22 protein-coding genes are annotated in these 22560 nt (G+C 72.5%); 13 read left to right on the top strand and 9 right to left on the bottom strand.

Annotated features, from left to right (window positions below):
• Positions 1 to 19 precede the first annotated feature (19 nt).
• The 7 genes from HPY23_RS19905 to atpC all read left to right on the top strand — a co-directional run bounded on the left by HPY23_RS19905 (position 20) and on the right by atpC (position 6788).
• Positions 20 to 511: a glutathione peroxidase gene (locus HPY23_RS19905; RefSeq protein WP_091881468.1), complete on the top strand. Its 492-nt coding sequence runs from the start codon at positions 20 to 22 to the stop codon at positions 509 to 511.
• A gap of 109 nt (positions 512 to 620) precedes the next feature.
• A complete protein-coding gene (locus HPY23_RS19900; protein ID WP_091881465.1) occupies positions 621 to 1322 on the top strand; it encodes a DsbA family protein in 702 nt (233 codons plus the stop codon).
• Between the two features lie 419 nt (positions 1323 to 1741).
• Entirely contained in the window at positions 1742 to 2314 is a 573-nt protein-coding gene (locus tag HPY23_RS19895) for a F0F1 ATP synthase subunit delta (protein WP_060846898.1), read from the top strand.
• 64 nt (positions 2315 to 2378) lie between these two features.
• Positions 2379 to 3908, top strand: a complete 1530-nt coding sequence (atpA, locus tag HPY23_RS19890; protein ID WP_060846897.1) for a F0F1 ATP synthase subunit alpha — start codon at positions 2379 to 2381, stop codon at positions 3906 to 3908.
• Between the two features lie 30 nt (positions 3909 to 3938).
• Positions 3939 to 4823, top strand: a complete 885-nt coding sequence (locus HPY23_RS19885) for a F0F1 ATP synthase subunit gamma (RefSeq protein WP_060846896.1) — start codon at positions 3939 to 3941, stop codon at positions 4821 to 4823.
• A 25-nt stretch (positions 4824 to 4848) separates the two neighbouring features.
• On the top strand, positions 4849 to 6306 hold the full coding sequence (gene atpD / locus HPY23_RS19880) for a F0F1 ATP synthase subunit beta (protein ID WP_060846895.1): 1458 nt from the start codon (positions 4849 to 4851) through the stop codon (positions 6304 to 6306).
• Between the two features lie 80 nt (positions 6307 to 6386).
• Positions 6387 to 6788 carry an ATP synthase F1 subunit epsilon gene (gene atpC, locus HPY23_RS19875; protein WP_060846894.1) on the top strand — a complete coding sequence of 134 codons (402 nt, stop codon included), beginning with the start codon at positions 6387 to 6389 and terminating at the stop codon, positions 6786 to 6788.
• A gap of 77 nt (positions 6789 to 6865) precedes the next feature.
• Here the strand turns inward: atpC and HPY23_RS19870 are convergent, their stop codons facing one another.
• The 3 genes from HPY23_RS19870 to HPY23_RS19860 form a co-directional block, all read right to left on the bottom strand.
• Complete coding sequence (locus HPY23_RS19870; RefSeq protein WP_139234854.1) at positions 6866 to 8197, bottom strand: sulfatase-like hydrolase/transferase; 1332 nt, start codon at positions 8195 to 8197, stop codon at positions 6866 to 6868.
• 247 nt (positions 8198 to 8444) lie between these two features.
• A complete protein-coding gene (locus HPY23_RS19865) occupies positions 8445 to 10073 on the bottom strand; it encodes an AMP-binding protein (RefSeq protein WP_091881460.1) in 1629 nt (542 codons plus the stop codon).
• On the bottom strand, positions 10070 to 10672 hold the full coding sequence (locus HPY23_RS19860; RefSeq protein WP_091881457.1) for a nitroreductase family protein: 603 nt from the start codon (positions 10670 to 10672) through the stop codon (positions 10070 to 10072). Before HPY23_RS19860 ends, HPY23_RS19865 begins: the two co-directional genes overlap by 4 nt.
• A 161-nt stretch (positions 10673 to 10833) precedes the next feature.
• On the opposite strand from HPY23_RS19860, the gene HPY23_RS19855 reads away from it, so the two are divergent.
• The 4 genes from HPY23_RS19855 (at position 10834) to HPY23_RS19840 (ending at position 13224) form a co-directional block, all read left to right on the top strand.
• A complete protein-coding gene (locus tag HPY23_RS19855; RefSeq protein WP_060846890.1) occupies positions 10834 to 11193 on the top strand; it encodes a hypothetical protein in 360 nt (119 codons plus the stop codon).
• 4 nt (positions 11194 to 11197) lie between these two features.
• A complete protein-coding gene (locus HPY23_RS19850; RefSeq protein WP_091881454.1) occupies positions 11198 to 11491 on the top strand; it encodes a hypothetical protein in 294 nt (97 codons plus the stop codon).
• 10 nt (positions 11492 to 11501) lie between these two features.
• A complete protein-coding gene (locus HPY23_RS19845; protein WP_167543914.1) occupies positions 11502 to 11678 on the top strand; it encodes a hypothetical protein in 177 nt (58 codons plus the stop codon).
• A 160-nt stretch (positions 11679 to 11838) separates the two neighbouring features.
• Complete coding sequence (locus tag HPY23_RS19840) at positions 11839 to 13224, top strand: MFS transporter (RefSeq protein ID WP_091881452.1); 1386 nt, start codon at positions 11839 to 11841, stop codon at positions 13222 to 13224.
• A 21-nt stretch (positions 13225 to 13245) separates the two neighbouring features.
• Here the strand turns inward: HPY23_RS19840 and HPY23_RS19835 are convergent, their stop codons facing one another.
• From HPY23_RS19835 to HPY23_RS19815, 5 genes are all read right to left on the bottom strand, one after another.
• Positions 13246 to 14631 (bottom strand): FAD-binding oxidoreductase, encoded by a 1386-nt coding sequence (locus tag HPY23_RS19835; RefSeq protein WP_091881448.1) that lies wholly within the window; start codon positions 14629 to 14631, stop codon positions 13246 to 13248.
• 73 nt (positions 14632 to 14704) lie between these two features.
• Positions 14705 to 15499, bottom strand: coding sequence for a shikimate dehydrogenase family protein (locus HPY23_RS19830; RefSeq protein WP_091881445.1), 795 nt, complete (start codon positions 15497 to 15499; stop codon positions 14705 to 14707).
• Complete coding sequence (locus HPY23_RS19825) at positions 15496 to 16212, bottom strand: FAD-binding oxidoreductase (protein ID WP_091881443.1); 717 nt, start codon at positions 16210 to 16212, stop codon at positions 15496 to 15498. Before HPY23_RS19825 ends, HPY23_RS19830 begins: the two co-directional genes overlap by 4 nt.
• Before the next feature lie 237 nt (positions 16213 to 16449).
• Complete coding sequence (locus HPY23_RS19820) at positions 16450 to 17055, bottom strand: sulfite oxidase-like oxidoreductase (RefSeq protein WP_060846885.1); 606 nt, start codon at positions 17053 to 17055, stop codon at positions 16450 to 16452.
• 26 nt (positions 17056 to 17081) lie between these two features.
• The gene (locus HPY23_RS19815) at positions 17082 to 18503 is read right to left on the bottom strand and encodes an SNF2-related protein (RefSeq protein ID WP_091881440.1); all 1422 of its coding nucleotides are present in this window, start codon (positions 18501 to 18503) and stop codon (positions 17082 to 17084) included.
• Between the two features lie 132 nt (positions 18504 to 18635).
• On the opposite strand from HPY23_RS19815, the gene HPY23_RS19810 reads away from it, so the two are divergent.
• Together HPY23_RS19810 and HPY23_RS19805 are read left to right on the top strand one after the other, a co-directional pair.
• Entirely contained in the window at positions 18636 to 19541 is a 906-nt protein-coding gene (locus HPY23_RS19810) for an NAD(P)-dependent oxidoreductase (RefSeq protein WP_060846883.1), read from the top strand.
• A 190-nt stretch (positions 19542 to 19731) separates the two neighbouring features.
• Positions 19732 to 20496, top strand: a complete 765-nt coding sequence (locus HPY23_RS19805; protein ID WP_091881437.1) for an alpha/beta fold hydrolase — start codon at positions 19732 to 19734, stop codon at positions 20494 to 20496.
• Positions 20497 to 20617: 121 nt separating this feature from the next.
• Here HPY23_RS19805 and HPY23_RS19800 read toward each other — a convergent pair whose 3' ends face one another.
• On the bottom strand, positions 20618 to 22471 hold the full coding sequence (locus HPY23_RS19800; protein ID WP_091881435.1) for an ABC transporter ATP-binding protein: 1854 nt from the start codon (positions 22469 to 22471) through the stop codon (positions 20618 to 20620).
• Between the last annotated feature and the right edge of the window lie 89 nt (positions 22472 to 22560).

Genomic DNA, 22560 nt, shown 5'->3' with positions numbered 1-22560 from the left:
ACTGGGGCATAAGGCGGCGATGACCACCGTCCACGACTTCGCCCCCGCCGCCCCGGACGGCACGCCCCACCCGCTGGCGCAGTACCGCGGGAAGGTGCTGCTCGTCGTCAACACCGCCTCGGCCTGCGGCTTCACCCCGCATTATGCCGGGCTGGAGGCGCTGTGGCGGCGCCACCGCGATGCCGGCCTCGTGGTGCTGGGCTTTCCCTGCAACCAGTTCGGCGCCCAGGAGCCGGGCGATGCGGCGGAGATCGCCCGGTTCTGCACGACGACCTACGACGTGACCTTCCCGCTCCTCGCCAAGGTCGCGGTGAACGGGCCCGGGGCCGAGCCGCTCTTCGCCCATCTCAAGCAGGCGAAGCCCGGGCTCCTCGGCACCCGGGCGATCAAGTGGAACTTCACCAAGTTCCTGGTCGGGCGCGACGGTCGGGTGATCGCCCGCTTCGCCCCCCGGGTGACGCCGCAGGCGCTGGAGGCGGCCGTGGTGGTGGCGCTGGCGGCGCGGGCGTGAGGCCATCATCCGGCCAAAATGGCCGAGCTAGACCTTCGGGGGTAACGACAGCCCGTCGCGTCCCGGACCCGGGCTCCCGAGGCCCGCCCAGGATCCCCCGAGGACTCCCATGCCGCTTTCCCGCCGTACCCTGATCGCCGCCTCCCTGGCGGCGCTCCCCGCCCTCGCCCCGGAGGCGCGGGCGCAGGCCGAGGGCCAGTGGCGCGCGATCACCGGCGACAACGGCCAGCCGCTGCCCAACACCCGCCTGCCGGGCGAGCTCGTCTCCGAGATCGGGCGGCTGCGCGGCGTGACCTGGATCGGGCCGCGCGAGGCCTCGGTCACCCTCTTCGAGTTCTTCGACTACAACTGCCCCTGGTGCCGGGCGGCGGCGCGCGACCTCGACGACCTCGTCAGGGCCAATCCGGACCTGCGCATCGGGCTGATCAACAACCCGATCCTGTCGGTGCAGTCGGCCCAGGCCGCCAAGGTGGCGCTGGCCGTGCAGCGGGCCGGCGGCTCGGCGGCGACCGCGGGGCTCTACGCCGCGCTCCTCGGGCCCGGCACCGCCGGGCGGATCGACGGAACGCGGGCGCTCGAGGCGGCGGCCCGCCTCGGCCACGACCGGGCGGCGATCGAGCAGGCGGCGGATTCCGACGAGGTGCGCGAGGCCCTGAAGAGCCAGATGCGGCTCGCCGCGAATCTCGGCCTGCACGCCACCCCGTCCTACGTCGTCGGCACCGCGGCCCTGCTCGGCTATCCGGGACCGAAGAGCCTCGCCCGGGTGCTGGCCGCGGTGGCCGAGTGCGACGAGATCGCCTGCGCGAGCTGACTTCCCGGACCGCCCCGGCCTCCCGGACCGGCGCGGCCCGAAATTTTTCGGAAACCATCACGAAACCTCGCCCGTCCGCCCCGGTGCCGGCGCGGCCTTGCACGGCGCGGCGCCGGCGGGTTTTCGCGCGTGCCATCCGACCAACGTCGAAGGCGCGCCCCGGGTGAGGCCCGCGATGACGCGCGGAAGGCCCCCGGACCGGATTAAATCCAGGGCCCGCCTCGCGATTGGCGCACGCCCGCGCTCGCCTTGCGCCCCCCGAAAACCCATGCTAGGCCGGCGCCGCGCCGGGGGAGGGGGCAGTCTTCTCGCGCCGGAGCCTTTCCCATCATCGACGGGCCGCGCGCCGCCGCCGCTCCTTTTCAGGCCGGCGCGATGCGGCCGGACCCGTCGGGCCAGGACATGAAGAGAGAGCGCTGGTGGCTCAGAACGCATCGGAATCGGGTTCTCCCCTGGCGGGCGTCGCCGGGCGGTACGCCTCGGCGTTGTTCGAGCTCGCCCGCGACGAGCGGGCCGTCGACGCGGTGGCGGAGGGGCTGGACCGGTTCGACGCCCTGCTGACCGAGAGCGACGACCTGCGGCGCCTGGTGCGCAGCCCGGCCTTCTCGGCCGAGGACCAGGTCAAGGCGATCGACGCGGTGCTGGCCAAGTCCGGCATCCAGGGGTTGGCCGCCAACTTCATCCGCCTCTCGGCCGCCAACCGCCGGCTGTTCGCCCTCCCCAACATGATCCGCGCCTACCGCGAGCTGGTACGCGAATCGAAGGGCATCGTCCGCGCCGAGGTGCGGCTCGCCGAGAAGCCCTCCGACGCGGTGCTCCAGGACATCAAGGCGTCGCTCAAGGACGTCGCGAAGGCCGAGATCGACCTCGACCTCCGCATCGACCCGAGCCTGATCGGCGGCATCGTCGTCAAGCTCGGCTCGCGCATGGTCGACGCCTCCCTGCGCACCAAGCTCAATAGCATCCGCCTGGCGATGCAGGGCGCCCGCTAAGGGCCCCGCCGCACCCGCCGCCTCCAGAACAACGCCCGACACGAACGAACGAGGGAAGGTCCAGATGGACATCCGTGCCGCCGAGATCTCCGCCATCCTGAAGGAGCAGATCAAGAACTTCGGCCAGGAGGCCGAGGTCACCGAGGTCGGTCAGGTCCTGTCGGTCGGCGACGGCATCGCCCGCGTCTACGGCCTCGACAACGTCCAGGCCGGCGAGATGGTCGAGTTCGAGTCGGGCGTGCGCGGCATGGCCCTGAACCTCGAGCAGGACAACGTCGGCGTCGTGATCTTCGGCTCCGACCGCGAGATCAAGGAAGGTCAGACCGTCAAGCGCACCGGCGCCATCGTGGACGTGCCGGTCGGCAAGGGCCTGCTCGGCCGCGTCGTCGACGCGCTCGGCAACCCGATCGACGGCAAGGGCCCGATCGTCGCCGAGAAGCGCAGCCGGGTCGACGTGAAGGCCCCGGGCATCATCCCGCGCAAGTCGGTGCACGAGCCGATGGCGACCGGCCTCAAGGCGATCGACGCCCTGATCCCGATCGGCCGCGGCCAGCGCGAGCTGATCATCGGCGACCGCCAGACCGGCAAGACCGCGGTCGCCCTCGATACCATCCTGAACCAGAAGCCGGCCCATGCCGGCACCGACGAGAAGGCCAAGCTGTACTGCGTCTACGTCGCGGTCGGCCAGAAGCGCTCCACCGTCGCGCAGTTCGTGAAGGTGCTCGAGGATAACGGCGCGATGGAGTACTCCATCGTCATCGCCGCCACCGCCTCGGACGCCGCCCCGATGCAGTTCCTGGCGCCCTTCGCCGGCTGCGCCATGGGCGAGTACTTCCGCGACAACGGCATGCACGCCGTGATCGTGTACGACGACCTGTCGAAGCAGGCCGTGGCCTACCGCCAGATGTCGCTGCTGCTGCGCCGCCCGCCGGGCCGCGAGGCCTATCCGGGCGACGTGTTCTACCTGCACTCCCGCCTGCTCGAGCGCGCCGCCAAGATGGGCGACGCCGCCGGCAACGGCTCGCTGACCGCGCTGCCGGTCATCGAGACCCAGGCCAACGACGTCTCGGCCTACATCCCGACCAACGTGATCTCGATCACCGACGGCCAGATCTTCCTCGAGACCGACCTGTTCTACCAGGGCGTGCGCCCGGCGGTGAACGTCGGCCTCTCGGTGTCGCGCGTCGGCTCCGCCGCCCAGACCAAGGCGATGAAGTCGGTCGCCGGCAAGATCAAGGGCGAGCTGGCGCAGTACCGCGAGATGGCGGCCTTCGCCCAGTTCGGCTCGGACCTCGACGCCTCGACCCAGAAGCTGCTCAATCGCGGCGCCCGCCTGACCGAGCTCCTGAAGCAGCCGCAATTCTCGCCGCTGAAGATGGAAGAGCAGGTCGCGGTGATCTACGCCGGCGTCAACGGCTACCTCGACACGATCCCGGTCAACCGGGTCCGTGCCTTCGAGGACGGCCTGCTCTCGACCCTGCGCACCCGCCACGCCGACCTGCTCGACACGATCCGCTCCTCCAAGGAGCTGTCGGCCGACAGCGGCGCCAAGCTCAAGGGCGTGGTCGAGTCCTTCGCCAAGTCCTTCCAGTAAGCCTCCGGCTCGACACCAAAGGACCCTCCGATGGCGAGTCTGAAGGACCTGCGCAATCGCATCACCTCGGTGAAGGCGACCCAGAAGATCACCAAGGCGATGCAGATGGTCGCCGCCGCCAAGCTGCGCCGCGCGCAGATGGCGGCGGAGAGCGCGCGGCCCTACGCCGAGCGCATGGCGCAGGTGCTCGGCAACCTCGCCTCCAACCTGACGCCCGGGGCGGAGACGCCCCGGCTGCTCTCCGGCACCGGCCAAGACCGCACCCACCTGCTCGTCGTCTGCACGGCGGAGCGGGGCCTGTGCGGCGCGTTCAACTCCTCAATCTCGCGGCTCGCCCGTGACCATGCCCGGCGCCTGATGGCGCAGGGCAAGACGGTCAAGATCATCTGCGTCGGCAAGAAGGGCTACGATGTCCTGCGTCGCGAGTTCCGCGACCAGATCGTCGAGCTGATCGAGCTGCGCGGCGTGCGCCAGCTCGGCTTCGAGAACGCGGAAGGCATCGCCCGCAACCTGCTCGGCCGCTACGACGCGGGCGAGTTCGACGTCGCGACCCTGTTCTACTCGCGCTTCCGCTCAGTGATCGCCCAGATCCCGACGGCGCAGCAGATCATCCCGGCCGACATCGCCCCGACGGACGCCGCTCCCGCGGTCTCCTCCGACGCGGTCTACGAGTACGAGCCCGGCGAGGGCGAGATCCTCGCCGCCCTTCTCCCGAAGAACCTCACCGTTCAGATCCTTCGGGCGCTCCTGGAAAACGCCGCCTCCGAGCAGGGCGCGCGCATGGGCGCCATGGACAGCGCCACGCGCAACGCCGGCGAGATGATCAAGAAGCAGACCTTGATCTACAACCGGACGCGCCAGGCGATGATCACCAAGGAGCTGATCGAGATCATCTCGGGCGCCGAGGCGCTCTGACCGCACGCAATCAGGGATTAGCATCATGGCGAACACTGCCACCCCCGTCGCCGGCTCGACCAACACCGGCCACATCACCCAGGTCATCGGCGCCGTCGTCGACGTGCAGTTTCAGGGTCACCTGCCCGAGATCCTGAACGCCCTCGAGACCAAGAACAACGGCAACCGCCTCGTCCTCGAGGTCGCCATGCAGCTCGGCGAGAACACCGTCCGCTGCATCGCCATGGACACCTCCGAGGGCCTGGTCCGCGGCCAGGAGGTCACCGACACCGGCTCGCCGATCCGCGTGCCCGTCGGCGCCAACACGCTCGGCCGCATCATGAACGTCATCGGCGAGCCGATCGACGAGGCCGGCGAGATCAAGACCGAGTCGCTCCGCGCCATCCACCAGCCGGCCCCGTCCTACGCCGAGCAGTCGACCGAGGCCCAGATCCTCGTCACCGGCATCAAGGTGGTGGACCTGCTCGCCCCCTACGCCAAGGGCGGCAAGATCGGCCTGTTCGGCGGCGCCGGCGTCGGCAAGACCGTGCTCATCATGGAGCTCATCAACAACATCGCGAAGGCCCACTCGGGCTACTCGGTGTTCGCGGGCGTCGGTGAGCGGACCCGCGAGGGCAACGATCTCTACCACGAGATGATCGAGTCCAAGGTGAACATGGACCCCAAGGAGCACGGCTCCGCGGAAGGCTCCAAGTGCGCCCTGGTCTACGGCCAGATGAACGAGCCCCCGGGCGCCCGTGCCCGCGTCGCGCTGACCGGCCTCACCGTCGCCGAGCACTTCCGCGACGAGGGCCAGGACGTGCTGTTCTTCGTCGACAACATCTTCCGCTTCACGCAGGCGGGCTCCGAGGTGTCGGCGCTGCTCGGCCGCATCCCGTCGGCGGTGGGCTACCAGCCGACGCTCGCCACCGACATGGGCGCCCTGCAGGAGCGCATCACCACCACCACCAAGGGCTCGATCACCTCGGTGCAGGCGATCTACGTGCCGGCCGACGACCTGACCGACCCGGCGCCCGCCGCCTCGTTCGCCCACCTCGACGCCACGACCGTGCTGTCGCGCTCGATCGCCGAGAAGGGCATCTACCCGGCGGTGGACCCGCTCGACTCGACCTCGCGCATGCTGTCGCCGGCGATCCTCGGCGAGGAGCACTACACCGTCGCCCGCCGCGTCCAGCAGGTGCTGCAGCGCTACAAGGCGCTCCAGGACATCATCGCGATCCTGGGCATGGACGAGCTGTCCGAGGAGGACAAGCTCACGGTGGCCCGCGCCCGCAAGATCGAGCGCTTCCTGAGCCAGCCGTTCCACGTCGCCGAGATCTTCACCGGCTCGCCGGGCAAGCTCGTGGCGCTCGAGGACACCATCAAGGGCTTCAAGGGCCTGGTGGACGGCGAGTACGACAACCTCCCCGAGGCCGCCTTCTACATGGTCGGCTCGATCGAGGAGGCCAAGGAGAAGGCCCAGCGCCTCGCCGCCGCGGCCTGATCGGCAGCGATAAGACGGGCCCGGCTTGAACGCCGGGCCCTTTCGCGCGCGTCTGACGAAACCGGAAACGACCTGACCCCATGGCCACCTTCCAGTTCGACCTCGTCGGCCCCGAGCGGATCCTGTATTCCGGCGCGGTCGATGCCGTGCAGCTTCCGGGTTCCGAGGGCGAGATGACGGTGCTGCCCGGGCATGCGCCCGTGCTCACCACCCTCAAGACCGGCATGCTGGTGATCACCGAGAGCCCGCAGAAGGGCAAGCGGGTGCTGGTGCGCGGGGGTTTCGCCGAGATCAACGCGACCTCGCTCACCGTGATCGCGGAGCGCGCCACCCCGCTCGAGGAGCTGACGCCGGCGATCATCGATGCCGACATCGCGGCGGCCGAGCTCCTCTACGACGCCACCGACGATTACGACCGCAAGATCGAGATCGAAGGCCAGATCGCGCAGCTGCGCGAGGCCAAGGTGGCGCTGAGCTTCTGATCCTCGCGCCTTTCGGCGACGAGCGACCGTTCCTCGAAGGGCGGCGGAGCCTCACGGCTCCGCCGCCCTTCTCGCGTTCAGGGTTTGGCCGCGGCCATGCCCGTGGCGGCGACCGGGATCGGCGACAGGCGGATCCACGGCACCCGGCCGGGCGCGAAGGCGTCGCGGGCGCTCCTGCGCCACAGCGGCGGGGCGTGGTCGCCGACGAGCAGGATCTCGGTCCCGGGATGGGCCACCGCCAGGCGGGCGACCGCCTCGAACACGTCCTGCCACACCTCGACCATGGCGCAGACCTCCCGGTCGGCGAATCGGCTCTCAGGCTCGCCGCAATGCTGGCGCGGCGTGCCCGTGCCGGGCGCCACCGGGACGTGCGAGGACAGGGTGAGCCAGTAGACGAAGGCCGGCCCCGGGGCCGCCATCTCGACCGCCATCGCCTGCGCCACGTCGGTGTCGCAGGCACCCGGGAAGGGGCCGCCGCAGGGATGGGGAAAGCGGGGCTCCAGCGCCTCGGCGAAGAGGCTGCGCTGGAAGCCGGCCTGCGGGTACCAGCGTGCCCGGTGGTAGAAGCCGGCATGGAAGCCGTGCAGCGAGACCGTGCGGTAGCCGCGGGCCGCGAACCGCTCGGGCAGGCAGGAAGGGGCGTCGCGCAGGAAGGCCTCGTCGTAGGTGCGGTAGGTGCCGCACAGCTCGCGCATCTCCCCCGACGCCGTCGCGCCGAAGAAGGCGGTGGTGCCGGTGGCGACGGTGTAGAGGCGGCGCAGGTCCGGAGCCTCGAACGGCGCGGCGAGGATCGCCCGCTGGGCCGGGTCGCGCAGGAGTCCCAGGCTCTCGACCACCACCATCACGACGCGGCGGGGTGGATGCGCCCGGTCGGGCAGGGCGTCGAAGCCGGAGGCGAGGCTCGCCGATTCGAACGGATGGCCGAGGCTCGCCAGCGCGCCGAAATCGTAGGCCGTGGTGCCGTTGGCGAGCCCGTCGCCGATCATCAGCGCGGCTGCCGCCGCGGCGAAGACCGCGCGGCTGCCCCGGCGCATCGCCGGCCCCGCCCGCACCAGGAACGCCAGGTAGGCGAGGGTGATGGAGGCCGCGGACACCGCGCCGGCCGCGTAGGCCGGGGTCGCGAGGAGCGAGGCCAGGACGCCCGGGTCGAGCGCCCGCCAGGTCGCCTCGAAGCCGAGGAAGAACATCCGGCCGACGACCTCGATAACGTCGAACAGGACCGTCGCGAGGCCGAGCAGAGCCAGGATCCAGCCGCGCATCCGCCCGCCCAGCAGGGCGACCACCGCGTAGAGCGCGATGGCGCTGGTCCGTGCCGGCACCCCGGCGACGGTGCTGGCGGTCAGGGCCAGGATGTTCGGGAGCAGCAGACCGCCGGCGAGCAGCAGCAGATCCGATCGGCCCAGTCGCAACCTTGTCGGGATTCTTCGGACGAACTGGAACATGGCCAGCCACGGCAAGAGGTCGTTGTCGCGAGGACACGACCATCCCTAGCCCGGCCTTGGTTAAGGTCGTCCTCGGAGTTGGCGGGATTTCGTGGCTGACCGAAGGTTATCCGCAGTGATCCGGGGCGGGTCGGCCCGGATCTATGGATCGTCTGCCAATGATTGGCGCACGATCGATCCGTTGCGGCACCGTCCCGGGGACACTGCTACGGGGTCACGCCTCGTCGCGCAGCACCCGGCGGATGATCTTGCCGGTGGTGGTCAGCGGCAGGCTCGTGCGGAAGGCGATCTCGCGGGGGTATTCGTGCGCGGACAGGCGGGTGCGCACGAAGGCCTGGATCTCGGCCGCCAGCGCGTCCGAGGCGGCGTGACCGGGGCGCAGCACCACGAAGGCCTTGACGATCTCGGTGCGCACCGGATCGGGCTTGCCGACCGCCGCGGCGAGCGCCACCGCCGGGTGGCGCAGCAGGCAATCCTCGACCTCGCCGGGGCCGATCCTGTAGCCCGACGAGGTGATGACGTCGTCGTCGCGCCCGACGAAATGGACGTAGCCGTCCGCGTCCATCCGGCCCTGGTCGCCGGTGGTCATCCAGTCGGCCGAGACTCCATCGCTCACGAACTTGCGCTCCGTCGCCTCCGGGTCGTTCCAGTAGCGCAGGAACATCACCGGGTCGGGGCGGGCGACGGCGATCTGGCCGGTCTCGTCGACGGCCGCCGGGCTTCCGTCCGGGCGGATCACCGCGACCCGGTGGCCCGGCACCGGCCGTCCGGTGGAGCCCGCCCGCGCCACGCCCAGGGCCGCGCAGGAAGCCAGCACCAGGTTGCACTCGGTCTGGCCGTAGGCCTCGTTGATGGTGAGCCCGAGCGCCTGCTCCGCCCAGTGGAAGGTCTCCGGCCCCAGCATCTCGCCGGCCGAGGCCAGGGTGCGAAGGGCGCGCAGGTCGAAGCGCCGGCGCGGCTCCTCGACGATGCGCAGCATCCGGAGTGCGGTGGGCGGCACGAAGGCGTTGGCGACCGCGAGGTCGGCCATCAGCCGGAAAGCCTCCTCGGGATCAAATTTTTCCGCCTTGCGCGCCACCACGGCGACGCCGTGATGCAGGCTCGGCAGGAGCGCGTTGAGCAGCCCGCCGGCCCAGGCCCAGTCGGCCGGCGTCCACATCCGGTCGCCGGGCTTCGGCATGAAGTCGTGCATCATCGAGAAGCCCGGCAGGTGGCCGAGCAGCACCCGGTGGCCGTGCAGCGCGCCCTTCGGCGGGCCGGTGGTGCCGGAGGTGTAGATCATCAGGGCCGGGTCGTCGGCCCGGGTGTCGACGGGCGCGAAATCGGCCGAGGCCGCCCCCACCAGGTCGGCGTAGCCGAGCGCGCCGTCGCCGGCCCCGTCGGTCGAGATCACCAGGGCGAGGCCGGGCAGGGCGTCGCGCAGGGTCGCCAGCTTGGCGACGCCCCCCGCATGGGTCACCACCGCGGTCGCGCCGGCATCCGACAGGCGGTGCAGCAGACCTTCCGGCCCGAACACCACGGCGAGCGGCAGCGCGACGGCGCCGAGCTTGTAGATCGCCAGGTGCGCCACCACCACGGCGGGGGATTGCGGCAGCAGCACCGCCACCCGGTCGCCCGCCCGGACGCCGTGGGCCCGCAAGCCGTTGGCGAGGCGGTTCGAGGCCTCGGCGAGGGCGGCGTAGCTCCAGGTCTCGACCCGGCCGGCCGGGTCGACGTCGAGGATCGCCGGGCGCGTCGGGTCGGCGGCGGCCCAGCGGTCGCAGACGTCGACCGCGATGTTGTAGTGCTCCGGGATCCGCCAGCGGAACCCGGAGACGAAACCCTCGTACGAGGTGGGGATCACGCCTCGCGCGGCGGGAACCCGCCCTCGAAGACGAAGTCGGCGAGGGGGTGGCGGCCGTTCGGGGTCTCGCGGGCGCGGGTCTCCTCCGGCAGGGTCGCCGGATCCGCCTTGCGGCCGATCGCGAAGGCGGCCTCGACCCGGTGGTGCGGCGGCAGGTTCAGCGCGGCCGGCGCCCGCTCGTGGTCGAAGCCGGTCATGCCGTGGGCGTGCCAGCCCATCTTCACCGCCTGGAGCTGGAACAGCGCCGAGGCCGTCCCGGCATCGAAGGAGGCGCTGTAGGAGGGCTTGAGCCCGTCCGGGGTATTCATCATCCCGTTCGAGGCCAGGAACACCAGCGCGCCGGCATTCTTCACCCAGCCCTGGTTGAACGGCACCAGGAGCCCGAACAGCGTCTCCCAGGCCGGGGTGTCGCAAAGCGCGTAGGCGAAGCGCCAGGGCTGCGAGTTGTAGCCCGAGGGGGCCCAGCGCGCCGCCTCGATCATCGTCATCAGGTCGGCCCGGGGCACGGCCTCGCCGGCGAAGGCACGGGGCGACCAGCGCTCGAGGAAGAGCGCGTCGATCGGGTGGTCGGCGGTACGGGAATTGGCGGATGTGGTCACGGGCGGAAGGATCTCCGTGGAACTCGCGCCGTCCTGCCAGCAAGCGCGACGGTTGTCACGGCCCGCCGCCCCGGACTTCCGGGGGACCCGACCCGCGGAAACCTCATACCTCCGGCGGTGTTGTCCTCCACATGCCGGATCGGCCGCGACAGGAGACTTCCATGGACAAGACGGATCGGGCGCGGCCCAGCTTGCGCGACTTCGACCCCTATACCGACCGCAACGGTCAGGACATGGGGCAGGACTCCCCTCTCGATGTCGGCGTGCCGCCGCGCACGCAAGCCGACATGGCCCACGACCCGATGGGCCAGGCCCGGGACGCCCGCGTCGCCTCCGACTTCAACCGCCTCGACGCGATCGGCGCGACCGACGGCAGCCAGGCGACCGAGGACGAGACCCCGCCCGAGAACCTGCGCCGGATCAGCGACCCCTCGACCGGCGGGCCTGCCGCCCAGAGTCCTGCCGCGAAGGAAGCCATCGACCGGGCGACCGCCGCGGTCGGCAAGGACGAGGGGGAGTGAGGCGATGACGAGGAAGCCCGACGACGCGGTCGGCAGCCGAGGCGAGCCCGCCGTCGGCGGCGGCCACCAGACTCCCGAGCAGGCGGCGATCACCCGGCAGGAAGGCGGCGGCCGCGACGAGGCCGAGCTGAAGAATGACTGGTCCTCCGCCGGCACCCCCGGCCGCCCGCCGGTCTCGGTCGGCGGCAGCTCCGGCGGTCATTCCGACCAGATCGCCGCGCAAGGTCCGCATGAGGGCCGCAAGGTGGCGGACGGCGAATACCGGACCGAGAAGACCGGAGGCGAGACCGATGGTTGAGGAGAGCGAGATGGCCGAGCGCAGGGACGAATCCGCGGAGCGGGACAAGGCGCGCCGGGACAAGATCACGGCCGACGACCTGAAGGGCGTGGCGGCAGTGCCGCAGGACGGCGACGGCGAGGCCAACACGTCGGGCGCCAATGCGGGCGACCGGCAGAAGGTCGAGGCCGATCCGGGGACGGGTTGAGCCGTCGGGAAAGTCGGGGGGACGAGAAAGTGTCTCCCCTTCCCGCCCCCGGGGAGGGGAGAAGACCCGCGCCCGCTTCTCGAGGATCTTCGACCTGCCCGAACCAACCTGTTCCGTGTGATTGCTTGCGGCGACGCCTCCGCGGGCGCAAACGGATGCCGTGACCGACTCCGTCCTCTCCCCCTCCGCCCGTTCCGCCCCCTCCGAGCTCACGCCGGCCCGGAGAAGACGGGCGACGGCCGCGATCCTCGCCGGCGTCGCGCTCGCCACCCTCGACACCGCGATCGCCAACACCGCGCTGCCGACGATCGCGGCCGATCTCGGCGTCGATCCGGCGGATTCGGTCTGGATCGTCAACGCCTACCAGCTCGCCGTGGTGGCCACGCTCCTGCCGATCGCGGCGCTCGGCGAGATCGTCGGGCAGAGGCGGGTCTATCTCGTGGGCCTGGCACTGTTCACGGTCGCCTCGCTCGTCTGCGCGCTCGCCTGGTCGCTGCCGGCGCTGGTGGCCGCCCGGGTGCTCCAGGGCGTCGGCGCCAGCGCCCTGATGGCGGTCAACGTCGCGCTGATCCGCTTCGTCACCCCGCCCCACCAGCTCGGGCGGGGGATGGGCCTCAACGCCTTCGTGGTGGGCGTCGGCTTCGCCCTCGGGCCGACTGCGGCCTCGCTGATCCTGCTCGTGGCGTCCTGGCCGTGGCTCTTCGCCGTCAACCTGCCGATCGGCCTCGCCGCCCTGGCGCTCGCCCGGCGCGCCCTGCCGGAGACCGGGCGCTCGGGCCACGCCTTCGACGGGGTCGCCGCGCTCCTCAACGCCGCGACCTTCGCGCTCCTCGTCCTCGTCCTCGGCGAGGCCGCCCATGCCGGGCCGCTCTGGCGCGTGCTCGCCGAGTTCGCCGGGGCGCTCGCCTGCGGCGCCCTGCTCCTGCGCCGGCAGGCCGGCCACCCGGCCCCGATGCTCGCCGTCGACCTCTTCCGCCGTCCGCTCTTCGCGCTGTCGGCGGCGACCTCAGTCTGCTCTTTCGCCGCGCAGGGCCTCGCCTTCGTGTCGCTGCCGTTCCTGTTCCAGCATGCGCTGGGACATTCGCAGGTCGAGACCGGCTTCCTGATGACGCCCTGGCCCCTGGTGGTCGCCCTGATGGCGCCGGTCGCCGGCCGCCTGTCGGACCGCTACCCGCCGGGTCTCCTCGGCGGGATCGGCCTCGCGCTCCTCGCCGTCGGCATGGCCTCGCTGGCGCTGCTGCCGGCCGCGCCGGACGTCTGGGGCATCGCCTGGCGGATGGCCCTGTGCGGGGCCGGCTTCGGCTTCTTCCAGGCGCCGAACCTGCGCGCCATCATGACGAGCGCGCCGGCCGCGCGCTCCGGCGGCGCCAGCGGCATCGTCGCCACCTCGCGGCTCGTCGGCCAGACCACCGGGGCGGCCCTGGTGGCGGCCTGCTTCGCGCTCGCCGCCGCGCACGGCCCCGTCCTCGCGCTCGGCCTCGGCGCCGCCTTCGCGGGCGTCGCCAGCCTGGTCAGCCTGTCGCGCCTCGCGCTCGAGCGGGAGTGACGCCCGGGCGGGGAGGGCTGCCTACCCCCGCGCCAGCACCTTGCCGGGGTTCATCAGCCCCTGCGGGTCGAGCGCCGCCTTGATCCGGCGCGCCAGCGCCATCTCGTCCGGATGGCGGTGGCGGGCGAGTTCGGCGACGCGGTACTGGCCGATGCCGTGCTCGGCCGAGATGCTGCCGCCGTAGCGGTCCACCACCCCGTGGACGAGGCCGTTGATCGCCTCCGAGGCGTGCTCCGGCCCGATCAAGACGTTATAGTGGATGTTGCCGTCGCCCATGTGGCCGAAGGCGTTGACGCGGGTGCCGGGCGCGCCGGCCTCCAGGACCCGGCCGGCCTCGTCGAGGAAGGCGGGGATCGCGGTGATCGGCACTGAGACGTCGTGCTTGACGCTCTTGCCCGCGCGCGCCTCGCACTCGGTGACGTGCTCGCGCAGGGCCCAGAGGTCGGCGGCCTGGCGGCCGGATTCGGCCAGCACGCCGTCGAGCGCGTCCTCGCGCTCGAGCGCGGTGCCGAGCACCCCCTCCATCGCCTCGCGCAGGCCCGAGAGCGACGAGGCCGCCTCGATCAGCACGGTCCAGCCCGCCGTCCCGACCGGGCTCCTGAGGCCGGCATGCGTCTCGACGAGGGTGAGCGACGTGCCGGAGATCAGCTCGAAGGCCTGGATGCTGTCGCCGATCTCCTCCTGGGCCAGGGTGAACAGCCGCAGGGCCGCCGCCGGATCGGGCACGGCGAGCAGCGCCGTCGCGGTGTGGCGCGGCTTGGGCACGAGGCGCAGGACCGCCGCCGTGACGATGCCGAGCGTCCCTTCCGTGCCGATGAAGAGCTGCTTCCAGTCGTAGCCGGCATTGTCCTTGCGCAGGGCCCGGAGGCCGTCGACGATGCTGCCGTCGGCGAGCACGACCTCGAGGCCGAGGACGAGGCCGCGGGTCATGCCGTAGCGCACCACGTTGATGCCGCCGGCATTGGTGGCGATCACGCCGCCGACCAGCGCCGAGCCCTCCGCCGCGAAGCTCACCGGCAGCAGCCTGCCGGCCGCCTCGGCGGCGTCCTGCGCCAGCTTGAGCACGCAGCCGGCCTCCGCCGTCAGCGTCAGGCCGACCGGATCGACCCCCCGGATCGCGTTCATGCGGGCGAGCGACAGCACCACCTGCGTGGCGGAGCCGTCCGGCACCGCGCCGCCGGCGAGCCCGGTATTGCCGCCCTGCGGCACCAGGGCGGCCCCGGCTTCGGCGCACAGCCGCACCACGTCGGCGACCTCGGCGGTGGAGGCGGGGCGCACCACGCAGGCCGGCCGGCCCGGAAACAGGCGCCGCCAGTCGATGGCGAAGGGCGCCATGTCGGCCTCCTCGGTGAGGAGGCCGGCGGGGCCGAGGCGTGCCCCGAGGCGGTCGATCAGGGACTGGGTCATGACGGCATTCTGGGCTGACGAATTCACGGCTGTCGAAATCATGCCGGGGCCCTCGCGCGGGAGGCCCCGCCGGTCAAGGGCGCATGCGCAGGAAATCCGCCATCAGGGCGAGCTGGCCCTCCAGCATCGGCAGGCCGGGATGGGTGCGGCAGCCCCGCGCGGCGGCGGCCGCGAGGAGCGGGGTCTTCGCCGGCTGCATGATGATCTCTGCGACGAGCTGATCGGCCGCGAGACCGGCGGGGTCGAGCGGCAGGGGATCGTCCGGCCGCAGGCCGAGCGAGGTCGCGTTGACCACGAGGTCGTGGCCGGCCGGATCGGCGGCGCTCGCGAGCGGCAGGGCGGGATGGAGCCGGCGCAGGCGCGCGAACAGATCCTCGACTCGCGCGGGCGTGCGGTTGTGCACGGTGAGGCGGCCCACCCCGGCCTCGGCGAGCGCGAACGCGATGGCGTTCGCCGCGCCCCCCGCTCCGGCGAGATAGGCGCTCGCTCCCCGCGGGTCGTGGCCCGCCGCCCGCAGGCCCGCCACGAAGCCGGCGCCGTCCAGGATCTCGCCGACGAGGCGGCCGTCGGGCTCGCGCCGCACCGCGTTGACGGCGCCGACGAGCCGGGCCGCGTCGCTCACCGCGTCGAGGAGCGGCACGATCGCGGTCTTGTGCGGCACCGTGACGATGGCGCCGCCGAAGCTCCGCGTCGCCCGCAAGCCCGCCACCACCGTGGGAAGGTCGGCGGCCGCGACGTGGAGCGGCACCATCACCCCGTCGACTCCGCGCTCGGCCATCAGGCGGTTGAGGCCCTGCGGCGCCTTCACCTGAGCGATCGGGTCGGCGAGGATCGCGAAGACGCGGGTGCGGCCGGTGATCTCCGTCACGGTGTCTCTCCTCCGAAGCGCTCGGTGCGGATCGTGGCCGCCGGCACCCCGGCATCGACCAGGAGGTCGGAGACCGCGGAGACGAAGGGATTGCTCCCGCACACGAAGGTGTGGGCCGGGGCCCCGAGGGCGGCGAGCGACTCGCCGATCCGGGCGGCGTCGATCCGCCGGCCGCCGGGCTCCCGGGTCAGCGCCAGCCGCAGCCCGAATCCCGGCTCCCCGGAGTCGCGGCGGATCAGCTCGTCGCGGGCGATCACGTCCGCGGCGGTGCGGGCGGAGTAGAGCAGCAGGGCCGGCACGTCGGGCGCGGCCTCCGCCCGATGGCGCAGCATGGCGAGCAGTGGCACCACCCCGGAGCCGCCGCCGACCAGCAGCAGCGGCCCGCCCTGGGCCGGCTCCCAGACGAAGGCGCCGCCGATCGGCCCGCGCAGCTCGATCGCGTCGCCGGGCTCGGCCACGTCGGAGAAGAAGCCCGAGACCTCGCCGTCGTCGAGGCGCTCGATCAGGAGGTCGATCGCCTCGGGGCGCGTCGGCGAGGAGGCGATCGAGTAGCTGCGCTGCGCCTGGTAGCCGTCCGGCGCGGTCAGCCGCACGTCGACGTGCTGTCCGGCCCGGAACGGCCGGTCCCAGCCGACCGCCAGGGTGAGGCGCCGCACCCGCGGCGTCTCGGGAGCGGCGGCGACGATCCGGGATTCCTGCCAGATCAGGGCCATCGCGGAGCCTCATGGCGCGAAGGCCCTGCCTCGAAGACGGGGAGGGCTGCGATCGAGGATGTCGTCCCACCCGCGACCTCATCCTGAGGTGTCAGTCGATCGACGATCGACTGACCTCGAAGGAGCCTTCCAGACATCACGGCGACGGCTGGAGCCCTCCTTCGAGGCCCACTGTGTGGGCACCTCAGGATGAGGTCGTGGACGGGACGGAGGGAGTCGCTCAAGGCGTGCGGAGCCTCAATCGCCGGTGAAGCGCTGCTCGCGCCAGGGATCGCCGTACATGTGGTAGCCGCGCAGCTCCCAGAACCCGGCCTCGTCCACTTTCGTGAAGCGCAGGCCCTTCACCCACTTGGCGCTCTTCCAGAAGTAGAGGTGCGGCACCAGCAGGCGGGCGGGTCCGCCGTGGTCGGGCGTGATCGGCTCGCCGGCGTAGCGGGTCGCCACCATGGCCTTGCCCTCCGTCAGGTCGGCGACCGGCACGTTGGTGGTGTAGTCGTCGTAGCCCTCCGCCAGCAGGTAGGCGGTCGGCGCCGCGATCCCGGCCGCCGCCAGCAGGTCGTCGATCGTCACGCCCTCCCAGGCGGTGTCGAACTTCGACCACTTGGTGACGCAGTGGATGTCGCCCTTCCAGCGGGTGCGCGGCAGGGCCTCGAACTCGGCCCAGGTCCAGCTCTTGAGGGGCTTCGATCCCTCCCGCAGGGTGAAGCTCCAGCGGGCCGGATCGATGCGCGGCGTCGGGCCGAGCTGGAGAACCGGGAAATCCTCGGTCAGGTACTGGCCCGGCGGCAGGCGCTCGGCCTCCGGCCGCGGCGGGCGGCGCCCCGTGAACCCTCGCGTCACCATCGCGTGCCTCCTCTCGACGGCCGGGATCAGCCGGCCTCACCATCGATGATCCGCCCGATGGCGTCGAGGAGAGAGGTATCCTCGCCGGCCATCCTGTCCATCCCGGCCATGCGGGCGATCACGGTGGCGGAGACCCGCTCCTCCACGGTGCCCTCCGCGTAGGCGAACAGGATCGCGGCGCGCTCGCCGTCGCGGTGGCAGCGGCCCTCGATCTGGCTGAGCTGGATCGCGCTGTGGCGCATGTCGTGGACGATCAGGCTGCGCGGGCGCTCGCCGCCGGGCAGTTCGTTGCGGTGGAGCGAGATCGATTCGGTGACGGTGAACACCACCGCGTCGAGCTCGCCGCGCTGGAAGGCGACCCGGACCGCCTCGTTGGCCTCCGCCGTCCGCGTGCCGTCGATGGTGCCGGCGCACCAGCCGCGGCCGGTGAGGGCCTCGACCAGGGCCGCCCCGGTCTCGAGGAACGCCACCGAGACCGCGACCTGCTCGCCGGCCTGCAGCAGGTCCTCGGCGAGGTCGACCGTGCCGGCGACCCGGATCAGGCTCGCCTTCTGGCGGAAGCGCAGGTCCGCCGCCCAGCCGGCGGCGCGCCGGTTCGAGCCGCCGGCGAGGCCCCATTCGCGGCGGAACTCGCGCCAGGTCGCGTCGTAGAGCCGCTGGTCGGCGGGCGAGAGCGCGGTGGGGGCGAGGTCCCGCTGCACCTCGGGCCAGCCGGCGATGTCGGCCGGGCGGCGGCGCAGCCCGATCGCGTCCGGGCCGCGATAGAGCAGGCCGGCCATCGTCTCCTGGTCGCGGGCGTTCGGCTCCCACGACCAGTTCTGCCAGCGCCCCTTGGCCCGGCCGATCTCGAGGTGCTGCATCAGGGCGCGGAAGTCGGCGGTGGTCTCCACCGGCCGGCCGACGGCGTGGCCGAGCAGCGCGCCGAGATAGGACAGCTCGTGCGGCGCCTGGCCGGCGGTGGCGCTGGCATAGACCGTGAAGGCGGCGGCCTCGGCCATGCGCCGGCAGGCCTGGCCCTGCTGCGAGGTCGGGTTGCGCAGGCGGTGAGCCTCGTCGAACACCACCAGCGGCCAGACGCGCTTGGGCCGGCCGAGCTTGGCGAGCTCGTTGTTCTTCGCCCGCACCGAGCGGCGGCCGCTCGCGGCCGGCAGCGCCAGCAGGGACTTGGTGCGCTCGTAGTTGAGGAGCGTCACGTCCTTGTCGGCGAGACCCGAATCCCGGATCGTGCGGCGCCATTGCGGCATCGCGCCCTTCGGGCAGACGATCAGCACCGCCCGCTCGGGCATCGCCGCGATCGCGCCCCAGACCGACAGGGTCTTGCCGAGCCCGGTCATGTCGCCGAGGAGGAAGCCCGGCCGCCCTTCGGCCCGCGCCGCCAGGATGGCGCGGATCGCCTCGACCTGGTGCGGGCGGGGGACCAGGCGGGGGGCGTCGGGTTCGGGTGTCATGGCGTCCCTATGCCGGGGGGCGGGGCCGGGCTCAAGCCTCGCCCGGGCGCGACGCCTTTTTCGCCGGCACCCCGCGCATCGGTGCCGCCGACGCGGTATCGCGGTAGAAAGCCACGACGGAGGAACCGCACGATGAGCCGCCGCATCGCCCTGATGGGCCTCGGCCAGATGGGCCGCCCGATCGCCCGCCACCTCGCCGCGAAGGGGGAGGGCGCCGACACGGTGGTGGCGATCGATTCCGATCCGGCGCGGGTCGCCGGGCTCGACGGGCCCGGGCTGATCGCCACGACCGACCGGGAGGCGGCGGCCGGCGCCGACGTGCTGATCCTGTGCCTGCCCGACGGCGACGTGGTCGAGGCGGTGCTGCTCGGGCCGGACGGGCTCGCGGCGCGTCTCGCGCCCGGCGCCCTGGTGATCGACCTGAGCACCATCGCGCACGCGACGGCGGTGAGCCTCGGCCGGGCGCTCGCGGGCCGGGGCCTGCGCTTCCTCGACGCCCCGGTCTCCGGCGCGCCGGCCGGCGCCGAGGCCGCGACCCTCACGGTGATGTGCGGCGGCACGCCGGAGGACTTCGCCGCAGCCGAGCCGTTGCTCGCCCGGATCGGCACGCAGGTGCTGCACATGGGCCCCCTCGGCAGCGGGCAGCTCACCAAGACCGTCAACAACGTCATCTACGACATCAACATCGCGGCCCTGGCCGAGGTGCTGCCGATGGCGGTGGCGATGGGCCTCGACCCGGCGCGGCTCGCGACCGTGGTCACCACCGGCACCAGCCGCAGCTACGCCTCGCAATACTTCGTGCCGCGGATCCTGCAGGGCGCGTTCGACGAGGGCTACCCGCTGGCCAAAGCCTACAAGGACCTCGTCAGCGCCGCCGCGGTCGGCGCGGAGGGCGGCTTCCCGCTGCCGGTGACGGCCGCCGCCACCGCGACCTACCAGATGGCTCTGCGCCACGGCCACGGCGCGCGCGACAAGGGCGCGATGATCCTGCCGTTCGAGGCGATGCTCGGCGTCGCGGTCCGGACGCCGCCGGAATAGGGACGTCCGCCGGCGGTCCTGCTACGCGTTGCGGGCCCGCCCGCCCCTGCGCTAGAGAGCTTCACGATCGCGTTGCAATCGCGAAGCTCTCTAAGTCTTTGTTTTGTCGCATTTTCTCCGACGAACCGGTTTCCACTTCGTCGGAAAATGCTCTAAGCCGGCCTCGACCCCGCGCAGGAGCCCATCGCCCATGCAGACCTTCGATTCGGACGGCGTGCCGATCGCCTATGTCGACGTCGCCCCCAAGGAAGGTGCGAGCGATCCGATCCTGCTGATCCACGGCTTCGCGTCGAACCACGCGGTCAACTGGGTCAACACCTCCTGGGTGCGCAGCCTGACCGGGGCCGGGCGGCGGGTGATCGCCCTCGACAACCGCGGCCACGGCCGCAGCGGCAAGCTCTACGAGCCCGAGGCCTACGGCTCCGACCTGATGGCCGAGGATGCCCGCCGGCTCCTCGACCATCTCGAGATCCCCCGCGCCGACGTGATGGGCTACTCGATGGGCGCGCGGATCACCGCCTTCCTGGCGCTCGCCTACCCGGACCGCGTCCGTTCGGCGCTGCTCGGGGGCCTGGGCATCCACCTCGTCGAGGGGAGGGGGCTGCCCCCCGGCATCTCGGAGGCGATGGAGGCCCCCTCCCGCGACGCCGTCACCGATCCGACGGCGCGGATGTTCCGGGTCTTCGCCGAATCGACCGGGAGCGACCTGCGCGCGCTCGCCGCCTGCATGCGCGGCTCGCGCCAGACCCTGTCGCGGGCGGAGGTGGCGCAGATCGAGGTGCCGGTGCTGGTCGCGGTCGGCACCACCGACACCGTTGCGGGTTCGGGCCCGGCGCTCGCCGCCCTGATCCCGGAGGCGAAGGCCCTCGACATCCCCGACCGCGATCACAACCTCGCCGTCGGCGACAAGGTGCACAAGGCCGGCGTGCTGGCGTTCCTCGACGCGCGGCCCTGACACGGTTCGAGACGTCGATCGCCCGCAGGGCCGCGCGCCCGGACCGGACCGCCCGCGCGCGGATCGCCGATGCGGCCGACCTCGCCGACGACGAGGCGGCGCGGTGGGCCGCGGGAGCGCCTCAGCGGTAGCCCGCCGCCTGCAGCTCGAAGAGTTCGGCGTAGCGGCCGCCGCGGGCCACGAGGTCGGCATGCGTGCCCTCCTCCAGCACCCGTCCGCCGGAGAGCACCACGATCCGGTCGGCCCGGCGCACGGTGGAGAAGCGGTGCGAGATCAGGAGCGCGGTGCGGCCCGCCGCGAGGTCGGCGAAGCGGCGGAAGATCTCGGCCTCGGCCGCGGCGTCGAGCGCCGCCGTCGGCTCGTCGAGGACCAGCATCGCGGCGTCGCGCCGGTAGGCGCGGGCGATCGCCACCTTCTGCCACTCGCCGCCCGACAGCTCGACCCCGTCCTCGAAGCGCCGTCCGAGGCGCTGGTCGTAGGTCGCCGGCAGCCGCTCGATCACCGCATCGGCGAGCGCCCGCCGGGCGGCGGCCGCGATGCCCTCGCGGTCCTCCCGCGCCTCGATCCGCCCGACCGCGATGTTGTCGCCGGCCGTGAAGTCGAACCGCAGGAAATCCTGGAAGATCACGCCGATCCGGGCGCGCAGGGACTCGATGTCGTATTCGGCGAGGTCGCGGCCATCGAGGAGGATGCGCCCCTCGGTGGGGGCGTAGAGCCGCGCGAGCAGCTTGACGATCGTGGTCTTGCCGGCGCCGTTCTCGCCCACCAGCGCCACCACCTCGCCGGCCCCGATCGCGAGCGAGAGGTGGCGCACCGCCCAGCGGCTCTGGCCCGGATAGCGGTAGCCCACATCCTCGAACACGAAGCCCGTGCGCAGGCGCTCCGGCACCGGGCGCGACCCGGAGCGGATCGTCGGCGCGATGGTGAAGAACGAGAAGAGGTCGTCGAGATACTGGGCCTGGCCCATCACCTGCGAGGCGCCGAGCAAGAGCCCCTCGACGAGGCCGCGCAGCCGTAGGAAGGCGCCGCCCAGGAAGGTGAGGTCGCCGACGGTGAGCGTGCCGGCGAGCGCCTCCCCGGCGATGACCAGGTAGGCGGCGTAGTAGGCGAGCGTGCCGAGCGTCGCGAAGGCGCCGCCGGCGAGCGCCCGGTGGCGGGCGAGCTCCCGGTTCTCGGCGAGGAGCCGGGCGGCGAGGTCGCGGAAGCGCGCGGCGAGGTGGGCGGCGAGGCCGAACAGCTTCACCTCCTTGGCGCTCGCCGCGTCCGCCCCGAGGTAGCGCAGGTAGTCGGTCTCGCGCCGGTCCGGGCTGCGGCGGAAGGCCAGGCGGTAGCCGCGGGCGTTGAAGTGCAGCTCGTTGAGGAAGGCCGGAATCAGGGCCAGCACCAGGAGCAGCACCAGCCCCGGCAGCATCGTGCCGACCGCGACCGCCAGCGTGATCGCCGTGACGAGGTCCTGGAGCTGGCCGAGCAACTGCCCGATCAGGTTCGAGCGCCACGCCACCTGGCGCCGGGCCCGCTCGAGCCGGTCCTGGATCGCGCTGTCCTCGAACTGCTCGAGGTCGAGGGCGGCGGCATGCGTCATCAGGCGCAGGGAGGTGGCGTTGCCGACTTTCTCCGCCAGCACGCCGTCGACGTAAGCGGTCGCCCGCCCGAGGAGGTCCGACAGGACCGCGAGCCCGAGCTCGATCCCGACGAGCATCCCGAGATGGTGCAGCCGCGGATCGGCGAGCCACCCGGCCTCCGGCGGCGGCCCGGCACGTCCCGCCACCACGGCGTCGACCACGAGCTTGGCGATGTAGAGCATCAGCGCCGGCAGCCCGGCGCGCAGGAGGCGCAGGGCGAGGCTCGCCGCCGTCAGCCGCGGATCGGTCGCGAGCGCGAGGCGAAACAGGGCGGGCAGGTGGCGCAAAGGCCCGAGCCGGGCGCTGGCGGCGCGGCGCAGGCGATCGAGGCGGCTCTCGGCGGGGGTGTCCATGAGGGCGGATATAGGTTGGCCGCCCCCGCTTTCGCCGGCCGCCCCGCGTCGATGGCCCGCGCACCCGATCCCTTTCCCGCGGAGGCGGG

It is taken from the genome of Methylobacterium ajmalii, assembly GCF_016613415.1.
In the GTDB taxonomy this organism is placed as follows: Bacteria; Pseudomonadota; Alphaproteobacteria; order Rhizobiales; family Beijerinckiaceae; genus Methylobacterium; species Methylobacterium ajmalii.
The sequence above is the reverse complement of the archived record's forward strand: the minus strand, read 5'-3'. Positions and strand labels throughout refer to the sequence as shown.

Bases quoted from the DNA above. Each gene is read 5' to 3' on its own strand.
- HPY23_RS19905 (WP_091881468.1), top strand. From the start codon at position 20: ATGACCACCGTCCACGACTTCGCCCCCGCCGCCCCGGACGGCACGCCC.
- HPY23_RS19900 (WP_091881465.1), top strand. From the start codon at position 621: ATGCCGCTTTCCCGCCGTACCCTGATCGCCGCCTCCCTGGCGGCGCTC.
- atpA (WP_060846897.1), top strand. From the start codon at position 2,379: ATGGACATCCGTGCCGCCGAGATCTCCGCCATCCTGAAGGAGCAGATC.
- HPY23_RS19885 (WP_060846896.1), top strand. From the start codon at position 3,939: ATGGCGAGTCTGAAGGACCTGCGCAATCGCATCACCTCGGTGAAGGCG.
- atpD (WP_060846895.1), top strand. From the start codon at position 4,849: ATGGCGAACACTGCCACCCCCGTCGCCGGCTCGACCAACACCGGCCAC.
- atpC (WP_060846894.1), top strand. From the start codon at position 6,387: ATGGCCACCTTCCAGTTCGACCTCGTCGGCCCCGAGCGGATCCTGTAT.
- HPY23_RS19855 (WP_060846890.1), top strand. From the start codon at position 10,834: ATGGACAAGACGGATCGGGCGCGGCCCAGCTTGCGCGACTTCGACCCC.
- HPY23_RS19850 (WP_091881454.1), top strand. From the start codon at position 11,198: ATGACGAGGAAGCCCGACGACGCGGTCGGCAGCCGAGGCGAGCCCGCC.
- HPY23_RS19845 (WP_167543914.1), top strand. From the start codon at position 11,502: ATGGCCGAGCGCAGGGACGAATCCGCGGAGCGGGACAAGGCGCGCCGG.
- HPY23_RS19835 (WP_091881448.1), bottom strand. From the start codon at position 14,631: ATGACCCAGTCCCTGATCGACCGCCTCGGGGCACGCCTCGGCCCCGCC.
- HPY23_RS19825 (WP_091881443.1), bottom strand. From the start codon at position 16,212: ATGGCCCTGATCTGGCAGGAATCCCGGATCGTCGCCGCCGCTCCCGAG.
- HPY23_RS19820 (WP_060846885.1), bottom strand. From the start codon at position 17,055: ATGGTGACGCGAGGGTTCACGGGGCGCCGCCCGCCGCGGCCGGAGGCC.
- HPY23_RS19815 (WP_091881440.1), bottom strand. From the start codon at position 18,503: ATGACACCCGAACCCGACGCCCCCCGCCTGGTCCCCCGCCCGCACCAG.
- HPY23_RS19810 (WP_060846883.1), top strand. From the start codon at position 18,636: ATGAGCCGCCGCATCGCCCTGATGGGCCTCGGCCAGATGGGCCGCCCG.
- HPY23_RS19805 (WP_091881437.1), top strand. From the start codon at position 19,732: ATGCAGACCTTCGATTCGGACGGCGTGCCGATCGCCTATGTCGACGTC.
- HPY23_RS19800 (WP_091881435.1), bottom strand. From the start codon at position 22,471: ATGGACACCCCCGCCGAGAGCCGCCTCGATCGCCTGCGCCGCGCCGCC.